Source organism: Bradyrhizobium liaoningense (assembly GCF_018130955.1).
In the GTDB taxonomy this organism is placed as follows: Bacteria; Pseudomonadota; Alphaproteobacteria; order Rhizobiales; family Xanthobacteraceae; genus Bradyrhizobium; species Bradyrhizobium liaoningense_C.
In genome coordinates this window covers 14,280-31,483 of the sequence record NZ_JAFCJM010000011.1, presented here as the reverse complement: position 1 = coordinate 31,483, position 17,204 = coordinate 14,280, and the positions used below count along the sequence as shown (strand labels likewise).

Sequence of the window (17,204 nt, the reverse complement as noted above, 5' to 3'; positions counted from 1 at the left end):
CCCTCTCCCCTTGTGGGAGGGTGGCTTCGCGACAGCGAAGCCGGGTGAGGGGTCTCTCTCCGCGGACAAATCTCTAACGACGGATAGACCCCCTCATCCGGCGCTGCGCGCACCTTCTCCCACAAGGGGAGAAGGAAGAAAGAGGAGACAACGATGCCGCGTAACTCGCGCGCCCTTACGCCGCAAGTCCCTCCGTCGGTGAGAACGGCAGGCCGAGACTCTCCGCCACCGCCTTGTTGGTGATGCGGCCGCGATAGACGTTGAGGCCGTTGCGCAAATGCGGGTTCTCGAGCACGGCGGCAAAGCCGTTCTTCGCAAGTTGCAGGCCGAACGGCAGCGTCGCGTTGTTGAGCGCCTGGCTCGACGTCACCGGCACCGCGCCGGGCATGTTGGCGACGCAGTAATGCACGACGCCGTCGACCTCGTAGGTCGGATCGGCATGCGTGGTCGGCCGCGAGGTTTCGAAGCAGCCGCCCTGATCGATCGCAACGTCGACCAGCACCGAGCCCGGCCGCATCGACGTAAGCATCTTGCGCGTGACGAGCTTTGGCGCGCTGGCGCCGGGAACCAACACCGCGCCGATTGCTGCGTCGGCTGTGAAAACCTCTTCCTCGATCGACTCGATGGTGGAGAAGCGCGTACGCACGCGGCCCATGAAGAGATCGTCCAGCTCGCGCAGCCGCGGGATCGAGCGGTCAATGACGGTAACCTCGGCGCCAAGGCCTGCGGCCATGCGTGCAGCCTGGGTTCCGACCACGCCGCCGCCGAGCACCACGACGCGGGCCGGCTGCACACCCGGCACGCCGCCGAGCAGCACGCCGCGGCCGCCAGCCGACCGCCTGAGCGCGGCGCCGGCCGCCTCGATCGCGAGGCGGCCGGCGACTTCGCTCATTGGCGCGAGCAGCGGGAGGCGACCGCTCGCGTCAGTGACGGTTTCATAGGCAATCGCCGTGCAACCGGAGGCGAGCAGACCCCTGGTCTGCTCCGGATCCGGCGCGAGATGAAGATAGGTGAAGAGGATCTGGTTCTCGCGAAGCTGGGTCCATTCGCTCTTCTGCGGCTCCTTGACCTTCACGATCATGTCCGACTTGGCGAAGATGTCGCGCGCGTTCCCCTCGATCGAGGCACCTGCCCGCCGGTAGACCTCGTCCGAGGCGCCGATTCCATCACCGGCGCCGGTTTCCACCGTGACCTTGTGCCCGGCCGCGACATATTCGCGGACGGCGCCGGGGGTGAGCCCGACGCGATATTCCTGCAGCTTGATTTCCTTGGGGACACCGACGCGCATCTCGCGCTCCTTCCTTAAATTCCTTAAAGCCTTGAATCGCCTGCCGATGTTACCGACACCTCCAGTTTGGTTTCGTGCAAATATCGCGTAGTTTCACCCGATCGACGCCGGTTTCCGGCGCCGTTCCTCTTTTTCACGCTGGAAACGAAACCGTGGGCCTCGACCGAAAAGACCTGACCATCCTCGCGGAACTCACCACCAACGCGCGCGCGAGCCACACCGAACTCGCCACCAAGGTCGGGCTCTCGAGCACGGCACTGGCGCGGCGGCAGAAAGCGCTGGAGGATGACGGCTATATCCAGGCGTACCAGGCCGCGCTCGATCTCGCGCAGTTCGGTCTCACCACGACGGTGCTGGTCCGCATCGCGCTGGAGAGCCAGAGCGACGACGCGCTGAAGGCGTTCGAGGCGGAGGTGGTGAAATGCCCCTCGGTCGTGCGCTGCTTCCTGATGTCGGGCACCGACGACTACATCCTGATCGTGCTGGCGCGCGACATCCAGGATTTCGAGCGCATCCACCGCACCGAGTTGTCGCGCCTGCCGCGCGTCGCGCGCGTGCAATCGAGCTTTGCGCTGCGCGAGGTGGTCAACCGCGCCGTGCCGCCGGTGGTGTTTCGGGAGACGCAACGCTAGCGCGACCTGCGCCCCGTCGCGCGGACGGGCACACACGTCCAATACGGTCTATCGACGTTCAACGCACAGACATCGAAGCGGTGCTTACGACGGAAAATCGGCCGCCTTCACATGGATGCGGTCCGCATGCAGGGACCAATGATGCAACGCCTGATCCTTGCAGAATCTTTGCTTCGCCTGTTCGGTGGCTTCGCTCTCGCACGAAGCCTCGATTTCCAGGGTCCCCTGGCAGACTTCGCTCTGCCGGCCGTACTCGCCGAGCACATCCTTCATGAACCTGACGACATAGCGTGACATAGAACCTCGGACCTCTTGCTGCCCCGGCAGCACTCTAATCCTATTCTGCCCGGCCGAGGGAGAGGGATTTTGACACGGATCAATCGCCGGGCCGCGGTTCCCGCTCAAATTTTAGCCGCCCAGGCCCTACCCCGGCGTAAAGCCGAACGCCTTGCGGAAGCGCTCTGCGTAGTGCGGCCAGACGTCCGGATTGATGACACGCGGCGGGCGCTTGCCATCGAGCGCGGCCAAAACCTGCTCGGCGGCGATGCGGCCCATGTTCTGGCGGGCTTCCGTCGTGACGCCTGCGGTGTGGGGGCTCGCCAGCACGTTGTCGAACTGCAGCAGCGGATGGTCCGGCGGCGGCGGCTCCTTGGACCAGACATCGAGGCCGGCGCCGGCGATGCGCTTGTCGCGCAACGCCCCAAGCAGCGCGTCCTCGTCATGAATGAAGCCCCGCGCCGTGGTGATGAAATAGGCATGCGGCTGCATCAGCGCGAACTCGCGCACGCCGATCATGCCGCGGCTGCCCTTGTCGAGGGGGCACGAGATCGACACGAAATCGGCGCGGCGCAAGAGCTCGTCGAGCTCGACCTTCTCGCCGCCGCGCGCAGCCATTTCCTCTGCCGTTAGATACGGGTCGTAGGCCAGCACCTTCATGCCGAGCAGTGTGCTGCACAGCGCGGCGATGCGGCGGCCAACGTTGCCGAGCCCGACGATGCCGACGGTCTTGTGCTCGACCTCGTTGCCGACGAGATCGTTGCGGTTGACGTTGCGCTCGCGGCGCAGGCGGCGATCGGACTGGATGATCCGCTTCGATAGCGTAAGCATCATGGCGAGCGCGTGCTCGGCGACCGAATGCGCATTGCCGCCGGACTGGTTGACGACCAGCACGCCCGCCGCCGTGCACGCTTCGACGTCGACGGGATCGAAACCGGCGCCGTTGGAGGACACGATCAGGAGGTTCGGCGTCCGCTTGAGGAGATCGGCATGGACATGGAAATGCGGCGCCAGCTCGTCGCGCGCGGCGCCAATCTGATAGACATGAGCAGCCTCAAGAATCGGCGCGAAGTCGGCTTCCGGGCTCTCGTTCTCGAGCCGATCGAGCCGGACGTCGGCCCGCGCCTTCAGGATGTCGATATAGATGGGGTTGGCGAGATATTTGACGTAAAAGACGCGCTTGCTGTTGACCGACATCGACCTACTTCCGGCTCCTCGCGGAGGCCATGCGGGACCCGCGCGGCATGCGCTCCCCCTGCTTTCCTCCCGTTCTTCTAATTGTGGTTGCTTATGACACGACGGTACCAGCCGAGGCAGCGCTCATAGCGCAGGCCACCATGCCGGTGCGGACATGTTGACAATCCCGCCGGTGGCGTCAAGTTCGGACCTCAAGGCAGCCGCGATTGCGCTTAAGATCAAGAAGGATGGTCGCGGAAGGGAGGACGAGATGGCGATTGTGGAGCAGCACACCCCGCCCCTGACGTCTCACGACACGGCTGAGCGAACCTGGCACGGCATCGTGCTCCAGACCCTGAAGCGGAACGACGTCGGCCTCATTCCCTACGTGCCGGATCGGGTGCTGACGCCGCTGATCAAGAGCCTGCACGCCGATCCCTTCTTCACGACATTTGCGACCGCGCGCGAGGAGGAAGCCGTCGGTATCCTCGCCGGCGCCTGGATGGGCGGCCGCCGCGGCGCATTGCTGATGCAGACCTCCGGTTTTGCCACACTCGCCAACGTGCTGGCCTCGCTCGCGGTGCCCTACCAGATCCCGCTGATCATGTTCGTGTCCGAGCGCGGCACGCTCGGCGAGTTCAATTACGGCCAGGCGCTGGTCTGCCGCACCATGCGCCCGGTGCTGGATTCGCTGGCGCTGGAGCACCACACCATTACCCGGCTCGACGAGCTCGAATTCATCGTCGATCGCTCGATCAAGCAGGCCGTCACCACGCAGGCGCCGGTGGCGCTGATCCTCAATCCGCTGCTCACCGGCGGCAAGACGTTTGACAAGTGAGATCAGCCATGAGCAAGGACACCGCCAAACGCAATACCAAGGTGATGAACCGCTACGATGTCACCTCGCGCTTGATCGGAAAGCTCCATAACGAGGAGGCCGTGATCGGCGGCATCGGCAACACAAATTTCGACCTCTGGGCTGCGGGCCACCGTCCGCAGAATTTCTACATGCTCGGCAGCATGGGGCTGGCCTTCCCGATCGCGCTCGGGGTTGCGCTGGCGCAGCCCGATCGTCGCGTCATTGCGCTTGAGGGTGACGGCTCGCTTCTGATGCAGCTCGGCGCGCTGTCCACCATCGCGTCGTTGAAGCCAAAGAACCTCACCATGATCGTGTTCGACAACGGCATCTACCAAATTACCGGCTCGCAGCCGACGCCTGCCGCCTCCGTTGCCGATATCGTGGCTATCAGCGTCGGCTCAGGATTGACCAACAGCGTCTGGGCCGCAGACGAGGAGGATTTTGAGCGTCTGGTTGATGAGTCGCTGGACGCGTCTGAGCCAACGCTGATTGCGCTGCGCATCGACGACCAGCCGGGCGTCGGCACCACCCGCCGCGATCCCGTTCAGATTCGTGAACGGTTCATGCACGGCCTCGGCGTGCGCCAGCCACTTTAACGATCTGTAATTAACTACACGGCGATCTGACGCCTGACGGCTTTTATTGCATTGCAAAATTGTGTTAAGCGAACTGGATGACCGTTCTTTTGAAGCTATTTGCCTGGCTGCTCGCTGCGGCCGTCGCCTTCGCGACGCTTGGTCCGCCCGACCTCCGCCCGCATGCCCAACTCGGCCAGGATGGCGAGCACGCGCTCGCCTTCGTGCTGGTTGGCCTTTCCTTCGGGCTTGCCTATTCGACGCGACGCTGGTCGGCTGCGATCATCGCGGTCGTCCTGATCGGTGTGCTCGAATTGTTGCAATTCATTGCCCCCGGCCGCCATGCGCGGCTGGAAGATTTCGTCGTCGATGCGCTCACCGCCTGCGTCGGCTTCGTGCTGTCGGCGGCCATCGATTGGGCCATCGCGCGCTTTCGCACCAACACCATTACGAGCGAAGGCCCCGCGGAGTAGATCTCCGCAGGGCCCATTGACGTTCGCGGAGCGCGGTCAGTCGATGATCTTGACGACGCGACGCGTGCGCGGTTCGACGATCACGCGTCGGTCGTTGACGACCGCGTAGCGATACTCGGTGTAGTTCGGAACGGGGCGCAGCACTACGGTCGGCGGCAGCGGCTCGCCGACAACGACGCGCTCCTGCACCACGACCGAGTGATCGCGCGGGATTCCGCCGAGCACTGCGTTCGGAATTTCAAGGCCTGCACCGACGGCCGCTCCGACAGTGCCACCGACCATCGCGCCGATCGGACCGCCGACCTCGCCGCCCGCACGCGCGCCTTCCTGCGCGCCCTGGGCAGTGGTGGACTGGGCAAAGGCTGCGCTTGACACCAGCAGCGACGCGGCAGCCAATGAGATCGCAAGACGGGTCTTCATGTCCAAATCTCCAGTGTTTGTTATGCGCTCACAACCGATGGAAACGGCGATCGTTCCGGTTCCAACATGGCCGAAGCGCGGCACAAAACTGGAGAGCGTTACTGCGTAACACTTCAGGCGGCGGCGATTTCGTGGCCCGCCATCAGTTCGAGCGCACGCACCATCGCTGAATGATCCCAGGCCTTGCCGCCATGGGCGGTGCAGGAAGAGAACAACTGCTGTGCGACCGCCGTGCTCGGCAGCGACAGGCCGAGCGAACGCGCGCCTTCGAGCGCGAGGTTGAGATCCTTCTGGTGCAGTTCGATCCGGAAGCCGGGATCGAAATTTCGCTTCACCATGCGTTCGCCATGCACTTCGAGAATCCGCGACGAGGCGAATCCGCCCATCAGCGCCTGCCGCACCAGTGCCGGATCGGCGCCCGCCTTGGAGGCGAACAGCAGCGCCTCGCTCACGGCCTCGATCGTCAGCGCAACGATGATCTGGTTCGCGACCTTGGTGGTCTGGCCGTCGCCATTGGCGCCGACCCGGGTGACGTTCTTGCCCATCTTGTCGAAGATCGGCTTCATGGTGTTGAAGGCGCGCTCGGGGCCGCCGATCATGATGGTGAGGCTCGCAGCCTTCGCGCCGACCTCGCCGCCCGACACCGGCGCGTCGAGATAGTCTGCGCCGAGTGCCTCGATCCTCTTAGCGAATTCCTTGGTCGCCAGCGGCGAGATCGAGCTCATGTCGACGACGATCTTGCCCTTCGAGATACCCTCCGCAACGCCGTCCTTGCCAAACAGCACGGCCTCAACATGCGGCGTATCCGGCACCATGATGACGACGGCATCCGCCTCCTGCGCGACCTCTTTTGCCGACTTGCAGGCAATCCCGCCGGCCGCGATCAGGTCCGGCGCGATTCCGCTGACATCATGCAGGAATAGGCGATGGCCCGCGGTCAGGAGATGGCCGGCCATCGGCTGCCCCATGGTGCCCAGTCCAATGAAACCGATATCGATCATGTCCAATACTCCTCAGGTCTCGAACGTCTGCGCCGCGTGCCACGAAAGTCCTTCCAGCGTCGTGGTGCGCGGCTTGTATTCGCAGCCGATCCAGCCGCGATAGCCGATCGCGTCGAGGTGGCGGAACAGGAAGGGATAGTTGATCTCGCCGGTCCCCGGCTCGTTGCGGCCGGGATTGTCGGCGAGCTGGATATGGGCGATGCGATCGAGATGCTTCTGCATGGTGCGGGCGAGATCGCCCTCCATGATCTGCATGTGGTAGATGTCGTATTGGATGAACAGATTGCTCGAGCGCACCTCAGACATGAGTTGCACGGCCTGCTCGGTCCTGTTGAGGAAGAAGCCGGGAATATCGAGCGTGTTGATCGGCTCGATCAGCAGCTTGATGTTCTCCCGCGCCAGCGTCGCGGCCGCAAAGCGCAGATTCCCGACCAGCGTCTCGTTCAACTCGCGCGGATCGGCATTCGCCGGCGCGATACCGAGGAGGCAATTGAGCTGATCGCAGTCGAGCGCCTTGCCGTAATCGATGGCGCGGAAGACGCCGTCGCGGAATTCGGCGACGCGGTCCGGCAGGATGGCGATGCCGCGCTCACCCGCCGCCCAATTGCCTGCGGGCAGATTGTGCAGCACCTGCGTAAGGCCGTGGCTGTCGAGCTGTTCGCGCAGCATCGCCTTGTCGAAGTCATAGGGAAAGAGATACTCGACCCCGCTGAAACCAGCAGCTTTCGCCGCGGCAAAACGGTCGGGAAACGGCATCTCGTTGAAGAGCATGGTGAGGTTGGCGGCGAATTTCGGCATGTTGTCCTCCCTATTCCGCCGGCTGGAGCACGCCAGACGGCGCGCGCTCGACCTCGTCGAGCGGCAGGTCCAACACCTCCTCGAACTCGACGATATTGTCGATCTCCGTGCCCATCGCGATGTTGGTCACGCGTTCCAGGATGAACTCCACCACCACAGGCACGCGGTGCTTGGCCATCAATTCGCGCGCGGTTGCGAACGCCGCCTGCGCGTCCTTCGGATCCCGGACGCGGATCGCCTTGCAGCCGAGCCCTTCGGCGACCGCGACATGGTCGACGCCGTAGACGCCGAGCTCGGGCGCGTTGATGTTCTCGAACGAGAGCTGGACGTGATAGTCCATGTCAAAGCCGCGCTGCGCCTGTCGGATCAGGCCGAGATAGGAATTGTTCACGACGACGTGGATGTAGGGCAGATTGAACTGCGCACCGACCGCGAGCTCCTCGATCAGGAATTGGAAGTCGTAGTCGCCCGAGAGCGCGACGATGTCGCGATCCGGGCACGCGGCGCGCACGCCGAGCGCAGCAGGCAACGTCCAGCCAAGCGGCCCCGCCTGCCCCGCGTTGATCCAGTTGCGTGGGCGATAGACACCAAGGAACTGCGCGCCGGCAATCTGCGAGAGCCCGATCACGGTGACGTAGCAGGTGTCCCGGCCGAAGGCCTTGGTCATCTCCTCATAGACGCGCTGCGGCTTGATCGGCACGTTGTCAAAGTGGCTCTTGCGCAGCATCGAGCGCTTGCGATCGAGGCAGGCGGCGGGCCACGCCTGGCGCTCACGCAACCTGCCGGACCGGCGCCACTCCCTGGCGACGGTGACGAAGAGTTCGAGTGCGGCCTTGGCATCCGAGACGATGCCGAGATCAGGATTGAATACGCGCCCGATCTGCGTCGGCTCGATATCGACGTGAACGAATTTTCGGCCCTTGGTATAGGTCTCGATCGAGCCGGTGTGACGGTTGGCCCAGCGGTTGCCGATGCCGAGCACGAAATCGGAGTCCAGCATCGTGGCGTTGCCGTAGCGGTGGCTGGTCTGAAGGCCGACCATGCCGGCCATCAGCACGTGATCATCGGGAATCGCGCCCCACCCCATCAGGGTCGGCACGACCGGCACATTCGCGATCTCGGCGAATTCGACCAGGAGGTCCGAGGCGTCGGCGTTGATGATGCCGCCACCCGCGACGATCAGCGGCCGCTCGGCGGCGTTGAGCATCTCCAGCGCCTTCTCGACCTGCTTTCGCGTCGCGGTCGGCCTGTAGACCGGCAGCGGCTCGTAGGTCTCGTCGTCGAACTCGATCTCGGCGAGTTGCACGTCGAGCGGCATGTCGATCAGCACCGGCCCTGGCCGTCCCGAGCGCATCACGTGAAAGGCCTGGCTGAACACGCGCGGCACCAGCGCGGGCTCGCGCACCGTCACCGCCCATTTGGTCACGGGTTTTGCGATCGACTCGATGTCGACAGCCTGAAAATCCTCCTTGTAGAGCCGCGCCCGCGGCGCCTGGCCGGTGATGCAGAGGATCGGAATGGAATCCGCGATCGCTGAGTAAAGCCCGGTGATCATGTCGGTACCGGCCGGCCCCGATGTGCCGATGCAGACGCCGATATTGCCGGCCTTCGCCCGCGTATACCCCTCGGCCATGTGGGAAGCGCCCTCGACATGGCGCGCCAAAATATGGTGGATCGAGCCGCGCTTCTTCAGCGCCGAATAGAGCGGATTGATCGCAGCGCCAGGAACCCCGAAGGCAGTGGAAATGCCTTCCTTCTCCAGGATACGGACGGCTGCATCGACGGCTCGCATCTTCGCCATGTCGGACCTCGCTCGGTTGCGGTGTTCTCGAGCGTGATCATCGGTGGCGCGAGATGCGATCTCAACGAGATCGATTTTATTTTCCACGATGCGGCAGCCGCAGAAAAAATCGCGGCGCGTTCAATCATTTAGATCGAGACATGCGTGAAAGCGGATCACGCGAAGATGCAAACTTTTGGAATGACCGATAGCGGAATCAAATCAAAGCGCATGTAGGGATGGTGCAGCCGGCCTCGACCCATTCCGTCTGCAGCACCTCGACATCTTCGGTCACCTCGAGACGCCCTTGAGCACGACTTTCTCTGGAATCCTTCACAGTCGCATAAGCCGCCATAGATTTGCTAGCGTTCGGGTTACCGTTCTTGTGCCGATTGCTTCATGCAAACACTACATGCTAACGTTGTATCACTATCCGCCAAACAGCTCGGAAAACTTTCCTCATGAACTTTCTGAAGCGCTTGGCGGCCCGGCTGCGACCCTACCAGGCCCACAGCGGTGTCGTGCCCGGTGTGGATTTTCGCCTCCAGGGATCTGCTACCGTCCTGTTGGCACAACTCGTCATTCTGAGTGTGATGTCAGACACTGCTCAAGCGGAGGATCCGGCAACCGCGATCCTGTCAGCTTGTCGCATTCCACCGCGCGCGGCACTCGGCGAAATTCGAAAGCCGTCACCCGAAAGCAAGAAGGGCTATACCTTCATCCTGGCGGCGACCCGCTTCAAGTTCGCGAACGACTACGAGCGGGCCATTGAACAAATTGATCAAGCCATCAAACTCGATCCGCAAAACCCGCGTTTTTATGCTGAAAGGAGCGCGGCTCGTGCTGCGAACCACCGGTTAAGTGAAGCCAGGGAAGACCTCGATCAAGCAATAAACCTCGACCCCAGCTCGTCCGTTGCCTTTCTCGAACGTGGTAGGCTCTACGCTAGCATGGGCGAATTTGGCCGTGCCCTTGAGGACGTTGCCGAAGCCATCAAGCTTTTTCCCGGTAACGCTAGCGGCTACCTGCTTCGGGGTTCTATCTACTCAAATATGCGCGAGTACGATCGAGCAATCGAGGATATTGGCGCGTCGATCAAGTTAGACCCGCTTTGCCCTACCGGCTTCGCGGCGAGAGCTCTTGCTTATGATCTGAAGGGGCAGCGCGACCTTGCTACGGCCAACTACGATAGGGCGATTGAACTTGATCCAACCCCGGGAAATGCCTTCGCATTTATGCGTCGGGCGCACGTTTATCGTGAGAAACGTGATTACGATCATGCAATCCAGGACTTTGGTGAAGCGCTAAAACTCGAACCCAGAAATGCCCGGGCGCTGAATGGCCGCTGCATGGCCCGTTCGTTTGCGGGTGCTTTCGAGGCGGCCATCGCGGATTGCAATGAGGCCTTGCAGGTACGACCTAACGACGCCAACATTCTCGACAGTCGCGCCCTCGCCTATCTGATGAAGGGATCGCTCGACGACTCCCTGACCGACTATGACGCCGTACTTCGCGTTGATGCACGAATGGCCGCCTCGCTCTACGGGCGCGCGATCGTCAAACGACGGAAAGGCGACCTCGTCGGCAGCGAGGCCGATCTTGCTGCCGCACGAGCCATCAGGCCGAGTGTGGCAGACTACATGGCGAGATATGGAATCGACTAGACACAGCATCAAGTGCGTGCGTCGGGTTCCGCTAGTCCTCGTTCGCCTTGAATCGCCCGAGGCCCTTCAACACGAAGGGTGCCAGCAGCGCGATCAGCGCAAGCGCGAGCAGCGTCGCCGAGATCGGGCTCTGGACCAGTGCCATGGGGTCGCCAAGACTGATCGCGAGCGCGCGACGTAGCTGGCTTTCGGCGATCGGACCGAGTATCAGGCCGACGACGACGGGCGCGATCGGAAAATCGAACCGGCGCATCAGAAAGCCGAGCACGCCGAAGCCGGCGAGCATCGACAATTCGACCACCGACGGCTTTGCGGCGATGGTGCCCATGGTCGCGAAGACGAGAATGCCAGCATAGAGCCACGGCTGCGGGATCGCGAGCAGCCGCACCCAGAGGCCGACCAGCGGCAGATTGAGCACGAGCAGCATGCAATTGGCGATGAAGAGACTGGCGATCAGGCCCCAGACCAGATCGGGCCGCTCGGCAAACAGCAGCGGCCCCGGGTTGAGGCCATATTGCTGGAAACCCGCCAGCATCATCGCGGCCGTCGCAGAGGTCGGCAGCCCCAGCGTCAGCAATGGCACCAGCGTGCCAGCGGCAGACGCATTGTTGGCGGCCTCCGGTCCCGCGACGCCTTCGATCGCGCCCTTGCCGAATTCCTCCGGGTGCTTGGTCAGCCGTTTCTCGGTCGAATAGGACAGGAAGGTCGGGATCTCCGCACCGCCTGCGGGCAGCGCCCCAATCGGGAAGCCGAACATCGTGCCGCGCAGCCACGGCTTCCACGACCGTTTCCAGTCTTCTTTTGTCATCCACAGCGAGCCGCGCACAGGCTCGAGCTTTTCCTCGGTGTGGTGGCGGCGCGACGCGACGTAGAGCGCCTCGCCGACCGCGAACAGGCCGACTGCAAGCGTCGTCACCTCGACGCCGTCGAGCAGCTCGGGGATGCCGAACGCAAGCCGCGCCTGTCCCGTGAGCTTGTCGATGCCGACGAGGCCGAGCGTCAGGCCAACGAACAGGCTGGTCAGGCCGCGGATCGGGGAATCTCCGAAAGTCGCCGACACCGTGACGAAGGCGACGCACATCAGCGCGAAGTAATCCTCAGGGCCAAAGCGTACGGCGAAATCGACCAACCATGGCGCGAGGAACGCGAGCCCGATGGTGGCGATGGTGCCAGCGACGAAGGAGCCGATGGCGGATGTCGCAAGCGCCGGTCCGCCGCGGCCGGCCTTGGCCATCTTGTTGCCTTCGAGTGCGGTCGCCATCGAGGCGCTCTCGCCGGGCGTGTTGATCAGGATCGCGGTGGTGGATCCGCCATACATGCCGCCGTAATAGATGCCCGCAAACATGATCAGCGAGCCGCCGGGGTCTAGCTTGTAGGTCACCGGCAACAGCAGCGCGACCGTCAACGCCGGACCGATGCCGGGCAGCACGCCCACGGCCGTGCCGAGGAACACGCCGATCAACGCGTACAGCAAATTCATCGGCTGGATGGCAACCGCCATGCCATGCGCCAGCGCAGCAAAGGTGTCCATCACAGCATTCGCTCCAGCGGGCCGGTCGGAAGACTCAGCGTCAACAGGCGGTCGAACGCGAGATAGATGAGGGTCGACATCACGATGGCGATTATGCTGTCGACAAGGACGGCACGGCGCCCGAAGGCGGCCGACGTCGTCACGAACAGTGCCGACGTCGCCAGGATGAAGCCTCCGCCAAAGCCGATGATGGCGATCAGCAGCGCAAGGCCAATGAGGATCAGAATCACCGGCACGGGATCGGCGCTTTCTCGCGCCGGAAGATTACCGCGCAGCGCGTCGATGAAATTGCCGATCGCGAGCAGCGCGAGGCCGGTAGCGACCAAGACCGGCATGGCCTCCGGCCCCATCCCGTACATTGCCGTGGATTGCAGGTCGCGCGCGTCCCAGACCAGCACCGCGGCGAGCGCCGCGAGCAGCATAGCGATGACGATGCCGGCGCGATCGACGCGCCGCAGCGGCTGCGCAGGATCACCTGGGGTCATGACTTGACCAGGCCGACCGACCTGAGCACATCAGTGACGCGCACGGTTTCCTTCTTCAGGAAGTCGGCGAAAGCGTCGCCGCCGAGATAGGCGTCCTCCCAGCCCTTCTGTTTGAGAATCTCCCGCCAGGCGTCAGACTTCACCATCTTTTCGATCGCATCGCTCAGCGTCTTGCGCTGCTCCGGCGTGATGCCAGGAGGCGCGACGACCGAGCGCCAGTTGGCGATCACGAGGTCTATGCCCTGCTCCTTGAAGGTCGGGATGTCGCTGCCTGCGATGCGCTTCTCCGAGGTCACGCCGATCGCGCGCAGCTTGCCGGACTTGATCTGCCCTTCATATTCGCTCAGCCCCGAAATCCCCGCGGTGACCTTGCCGCCGAGGATCGCCGCCAGTGACTCGCCACCGCCGGAGAACGGGATGTAGTTGATTTTCTTCGCGTCGGCGCCGACGGCGCCAGCGAACAACGCTGCCATCACATGGTCGACGCCACCGGCCGAGCCGCCGGCAAAGGTGACCTTGGCGATATCCGCCTTCACCGCCGCAGCCAGATCCTGCGCAGTCTTGATAGGCGAATTCGCCGGCACCACGATCACCTGGATTTCCTCGGTGAGCCGCGCGATCGGCGTCACCTGCTCGAGCGTCACCGGCGACTTGTTCATGGCGAGCGCACCGACCATGACGAAGCCGTTGACCATCAGCTGGTTGCCGTCGCCCTTGGCGCCGTTGACGAACTGCGCGATGCCGACGCTACCGCCTGCGCCAGGAACGTTGGTAACCTGCACGCTGCGCGCCACGCCGGAAGCGACCAATGCCTGCTGCATCGAGCGCGCGGTCTGGTCCCAGCCACCGCCCGGCGCCGCCGGCGCCATCAGCTTGAGCTCGAGCTGCTGGGCCAAGGTCGGCGTAGCTGCCGCAAGGGTCAGCGCGACGGCTGCGCCGACGAGGCGCGCGGGAAGTTGAAACATGAGGGCATTCTCCAAGGCTCACGCGGACGTTTGCCGCATTGTGTCGTTTGGCCGCATATCAGCCAAAACGGCCGATGCTGTCCAGCGACTCCCCCGGGATTCCCTACGAGCCAGAAGCCGGCATCACTCCGCCAAGCGCAACCGTCAGCTCACCAGCGACGTCGCGGACGATCTGGCCGATTTCCGGCAATCTGTCGTCGGTCAGGCGGCTGGTCATGCCGGAGACGGAAATTGCCGCGAGGGGCTCCGCGCAGTCGTTGTAGACCACTGCGGCAATACAGCGCAGGCCCATGCAGGCCTCTTCATCGTCGAGCGCGTAGCCCTGCTTGCGGATTTTTTCGAGCTCCTTGAACAGGTCGCTCGGCCGCACGATCGACTTCTCGGTCAGGCGAGGCATGCCGTGATGGCGGATGACGGCGCCGACGTCCTCGTCGGAGTAAGTCGCGAGCACCGCTTTGCCGACGCCCGACGTCACCATAGCGACGCGGCCCCCGACCTGGGTCAGCGAGCGCATGATTTCGCGGCTTTCCATGCGGGTCAGCACGATAATGAATTCGTCGTCGACCACGGCAAGGTTGGCGGTTTCGCGGGTGAGATCACGCAGCTTGCGCAAGTAAGGAATCGCCTGCGCGCTGAAATTGCGCCGCCGCGCAAAGCTTGCGCCTACGGTAAAGCTGCGCACACCGACATGCCACTTGGATTCGGCGCGGTCGAACTGCACGAAGCGGCGGCTCTCCAGCGTCGCCAGCAGGCGGTGCACGGTGGAGGCCGACAGGCCGGTACGCACGGCGAGATCGCTGAGGCGATAGCCTTCATCGTCCTCAGCCAGCGTTTCGAGGATCGACAGCGCGCGGTCGACCGACTGCACGCCGCCATCGCGTGTGTCATGCTCGGCCTCCGATGGCGATCGGGGCTCGAGCGATTTGCGCCGGATCACGTTCTTGCTCATCGCGACCTGCCGCCTTTGGCTGACGTCATTCCGGGGCGCGCGAAAGCGCGAACCCGGAATCTCGAGATCCCGGGTTCGATGCTTCGCATCGCCCCGGGATGACAGGAGAGATAACGCTCAGAGCAACCCTGCTCCGCGCGCCCACTTGTATTTGGCACCGAGCACCTCGACCGGCAGCTCGGTGGAATAGGCGTAGGCCGGAATGCCGTTCTGGTAGAGATATTCGGCGGCTTCCTCGACCTCGACGTCGCCGGCGAGCGAGGCGACCATCGGCTTCACAAAGCCCTTGGCCTCCATCTCCTTCTTCACCTCGACCATGTTGCGGGCAAACACCATCGGCGGGGTGACGATCGTGTGCCAGTAGCCCAGGATCAGCGAGTGGATGCGTTCATCGGAGAGGCCGAGCTTCACCGTGTTGACGTAGGTGATCGGCGGCTCGCCGCCGGTGATATCCACAGGATTTCCGGCCGCGCCGAACGGCGGGATGAACTTGCGGAAGGCAGCATCCAGATCCGGCGGCATCGACATCAGCGACAGGCCGTTGTCGACGCAGGAGTCCGACAAGAGCACGCCCGAACCGCCAGCACCGGTGATGATCAGCACGTTCTCGCCCTTCGGCGTCGGCAGCACCGGCACGCCGCGGGCGAATTCGAGCAGCTGACGCAAGCTGCGCGCGCGGATCACGCCGGACTGCTTGAACACATCCTCGTAGATCCGGTCGTTGCCGGCGAGTGCGCCAGTGTGCGACGACGCCGCCTTCGCGCCGGCCGAGGTGCGGCCGGCCTTGAGCACGACGACAGGCTTCTTCTTGGAGACGCGCTTTGCGGCTTCCGCGAAGGCACGGCCGTCTTTCAAGTCTTCGCAGTGCTGCGCGATCAGGTTGGTGTTGGGATCCTGCTCGAAGAAGGCGAGCAGATCGTCCTCGTCGATGTCGGACTTGTTGCCGAGGCCGACGATCGCGGAGACGCCCATCTTTGCCGAGCGCGAGAAGCCGATGATCGCCATGCCGATGCCGCCCGACTGCGAGGACAGCGCCGCGTGGCCCTTGACGTCGTAGGCCGTGCAGAAGGTCGCGCAGAGATTGGCGGGCGTATAGTAGAAGCCGTAGATGTTCGGCCCCATCAGGCGGATGTCGTACTTCTTGCCGACCTCGACGATTTCGGCCTGGAGCTCGGGCGCGCCGGCTTCAGCAAAGCCCGACGGAATCAGCACCGCGCCCGGGATCTTCTTCTCACCGCATTCGGCGAGCGCTGCGGCCACGAATTTCGCGGGAATCGCGAACACCGCGACGTCGATCACGCCGGGCACGTCCTTGACGCTCTTGTAGGCCTTGTAGCCGAGGATCTCGGCGGCCTTCGGATGGATCGGATAGATGTCGCCCTTGTAGCCGCCGTTGACGAGGTTCTTCATCACGGAGTTGCCGATCTTGCCGTCCTCGGCCGAGGCACCGACCACCGCAACCGCCTTCGGCTGCATGATGCGGTTCATGGCCGCGACAATCTCTTCGGTCGGACGCGGCTTGGGCTTCGGCACGTAGGCGAAGTCGACGACGATGCGCACGTCGGCGGCGGTCGCATCCTTCGGCGTGGCGAACACCGGGTTGAGGTCGAGCTCAACGATCTCCGGGAAGTCGGTGACGAGCTGCGAAACCTTGACGATAACGTCGGCAAGCGCCGTGCGGTTCACCGGCTCGCCGCCGCGAACGCCTTTGAGGATCTCATGCGCCTGGATGCCGTCGAGCATCGAGAGCGCGTCCTCCTTGGTCGCGGGCGCGAGGCGGAAGGTGATGTCCTTCAGGACCTCGACCAGCACGCCGCCGAGGCCGAAGGCGACCAGCTTGCCGAACGAGCCATCGGTGATGGAGCCGACGATGACCTCGGTGCCGCCGGCCAGCATCTGCTGCACCTGGATGCCCTCGATCTTGGCGTCAGCCTTGTACTTCTTGGCGTTACCGAGGATGGTCTCGTAGGCCTTCTCCGCATCCTGCGCCGTCTTGACGCCGACGATGACGCCACCGGCTTCGGTCTTGTGGAGAATGTCCGGCGAGACGATCTTCATCACGACGGGGAACCCCATGGAGGCCGCGATCTTGCCGGCCTCGCCCGCCGACTTCGCAACGCCCTCCTTCGGCACCGGAATGCCGTAGGCGTCGCAGACGAGCTTGCCTTCGGGTGCCGTCAGGCTGGTGCGATTGTCCGCCTTGACCTGGTCAAGAACCTTGCGAACGACATCTTTGGAATTGGACATGTGGCTTCCTCCTTGACCTCAAATTCTTGCTTTGCGGGGCGCCCGTTGGGCTGCCCGTGACGCCTGCCATTCGCCGCGCCCTGTT

17 protein-coding genes are annotated in these 17,204 nt (G+C 63.7%); 5 read left to right on the top strand and 12 right to left on the bottom strand.

Annotated elements, in window-relative coordinates:
• Positions 1-175: 175 nt before the first annotated feature.
• Positions 176-1,288 (bottom strand): alanine dehydrogenase, encoded by a 1,113-nt coding sequence (gene ald / locus JQ632_RS11720; protein WP_212402471.1) that lies wholly within the window; start codon positions 1,286-1,288, stop codon positions 176-178.
• A 152-nt stretch (positions 1,289-1,440) separates the two neighbouring features.
• On the opposite strand from ald, the gene JQ632_RS11715 reads away from it, so the two are divergent.
• Complete coding sequence (locus tag JQ632_RS11715) at positions 1,441-1,920, top strand: Lrp/AsnC family transcriptional regulator (protein WP_212402470.1); 480 nt, start codon at positions 1,441-1,443, stop codon at positions 1,918-1,920.
• An 84-nt stretch (positions 1,921-2,004) separates the two neighbouring features.
• On the opposite strand, the gene JQ632_RS11710 is transcribed toward JQ632_RS11715, so the two are convergent.
• Together JQ632_RS11710 and JQ632_RS11705 are read right to left on the bottom strand one after the other, a co-directional pair.
• Positions 2,005-2,217, bottom strand: a complete 213-nt coding sequence (locus JQ632_RS11710; protein ID WP_212402469.1) for a hypothetical protein — start codon at positions 2,215-2,217, stop codon at positions 2,005-2,007.
• Positions 2,218-2,343: 126 nt separating this feature from the next.
• Complete coding sequence (locus JQ632_RS11705) at positions 2,344-3,393, bottom strand: hydroxyacid dehydrogenase (protein ID WP_212402468.1); 1,050 nt, start codon at positions 3,391-3,393, stop codon at positions 2,344-2,346.
• A 250-nt stretch (positions 3,394-3,643) separates the two neighbouring features.
• On the opposite strand from JQ632_RS11705, the gene JQ632_RS11700 reads away from it, so the two are divergent.
• The 3 genes from JQ632_RS11700 (at position 3,644) to JQ632_RS11690 (ending at position 5,279) form a co-directional block, all read left to right on the top strand.
• Positions 3,644-4,210: a thiamine pyrophosphate-binding protein gene (locus tag JQ632_RS11700; RefSeq protein ID WP_212402467.1), complete on the top strand. Its 567-nt coding sequence runs from the start codon at positions 3,644-3,646 to the stop codon at positions 4,208-4,210.
• A gap of 8 nt (positions 4,211-4,218) precedes the next feature.
• A complete protein-coding gene (locus JQ632_RS11695) occupies positions 4,219-4,827 on the top strand; it encodes a thiamine pyrophosphate-dependent enzyme (protein ID WP_212402466.1) in 609 nt (202 codons plus the stop codon).
• Between the two features lie 77 nt (positions 4,828-4,904).
• The gene (locus JQ632_RS11690) at positions 4,905-5,279 is read left to right on the top strand and encodes a VanZ family protein (protein WP_212402465.1); all 375 of its coding nucleotides are present in this window, start codon (positions 4,905-4,907) and stop codon (positions 5,277-5,279) included.
• A 36-nt stretch (positions 5,280-5,315) separates the two neighbouring features.
• Here the strand turns inward: JQ632_RS11690 and JQ632_RS11685 are convergent, their stop codons facing one another.
• The 4 genes from JQ632_RS11685 to gcl all read right to left on the bottom strand — a co-directional run bounded on the left by JQ632_RS11685 (position 5,316) and on the right by gcl (position 9,299).
• The gene (locus tag JQ632_RS11685; protein WP_212402464.1) at positions 5,316-5,699 is read right to left on the bottom strand and encodes a DUF1236 domain-containing protein; all 384 of its coding nucleotides are present in this window, start codon (positions 5,697-5,699) and stop codon (positions 5,316-5,318) included.
• Between the two features lie 113 nt (positions 5,700-5,812).
• Entirely contained in the window at positions 5,813-6,700 is an 888-nt protein-coding gene (locus JQ632_RS11680; protein ID WP_212402463.1) for a 2-hydroxy-3-oxopropionate reductase, read from the bottom strand.
• Between the two features lie 12 nt (positions 6,701-6,712).
• Complete coding sequence (gene hyi, locus JQ632_RS11675) at positions 6,713-7,498, bottom strand: hydroxypyruvate isomerase (RefSeq protein ID WP_212402462.1); 786 nt, start codon at positions 7,496-7,498, stop codon at positions 6,713-6,715.
• Positions 7,499-7,508: 10 nt separating this feature from the next.
• Positions 7,509-9,299: a glyoxylate carboligase gene (gene gcl, locus JQ632_RS11670; protein WP_212402461.1), complete on the bottom strand. Its 1,791-nt coding sequence runs from the start codon at positions 9,297-9,299 to the stop codon at positions 7,509-7,511.
• 440 nt (positions 9,300-9,739) lie between these two features.
• On the opposite strand from gcl, the gene JQ632_RS11665 reads away from it, so the two are divergent.
• Positions 9,740-10,942, top strand: a complete 1,203-nt coding sequence (locus tag JQ632_RS11665) for a tetratricopeptide repeat protein (RefSeq protein WP_212402460.1) — start codon at positions 9,740-9,742, stop codon at positions 10,940-10,942.
• Positions 10,943-10,973: 31 nt separating this feature from the next.
• Here JQ632_RS11665 and JQ632_RS11660 read toward each other — a convergent pair whose 3' ends face one another.
• From JQ632_RS11660 to JQ632_RS11640, 5 genes are all read right to left on the bottom strand, one after another.
• Positions 10,974-12,473, bottom strand: a complete 1,500-nt coding sequence (locus JQ632_RS11660) for a tripartite tricarboxylate transporter permease (RefSeq protein WP_212402459.1) — start codon at positions 12,471-12,473, stop codon at positions 10,974-10,976.
• Positions 12,473-12,958 (bottom strand): tripartite tricarboxylate transporter TctB family protein, encoded by a 486-nt coding sequence (locus JQ632_RS11655; RefSeq protein WP_212402458.1) that lies wholly within the window; start codon positions 12,956-12,958, stop codon positions 12,473-12,475. The genes JQ632_RS11660 and JQ632_RS11655 overlap by 1 nt, the downstream gene beginning before the upstream one ends.
• Positions 12,955-13,923, bottom strand: a complete 969-nt coding sequence (locus JQ632_RS11650) for a tripartite tricarboxylate transporter substrate binding protein (RefSeq protein ID WP_212402457.1) — start codon at positions 13,921-13,923, stop codon at positions 12,955-12,957. The genes JQ632_RS11655 and JQ632_RS11650 overlap by 4 nt, the downstream gene beginning before the upstream one ends.
• A gap of 103 nt (positions 13,924-14,026) precedes the next feature.
• Positions 14,027-14,872 (bottom strand): IclR family transcriptional regulator, encoded by an 846-nt coding sequence (locus tag JQ632_RS11645; protein ID WP_212402456.1) that lies wholly within the window; start codon positions 14,870-14,872, stop codon positions 14,027-14,029.
• 117 nt (positions 14,873-14,989) lie between these two features.
• Positions 14,990-17,119, bottom strand: a complete 2,130-nt coding sequence (locus JQ632_RS11640) for an acetate--CoA ligase family protein (protein WP_212402455.1) — start codon at positions 17,117-17,119, stop codon at positions 14,990-14,992.
• Between the last annotated feature and the right edge of the window lie 85 nt (positions 17,120-17,204).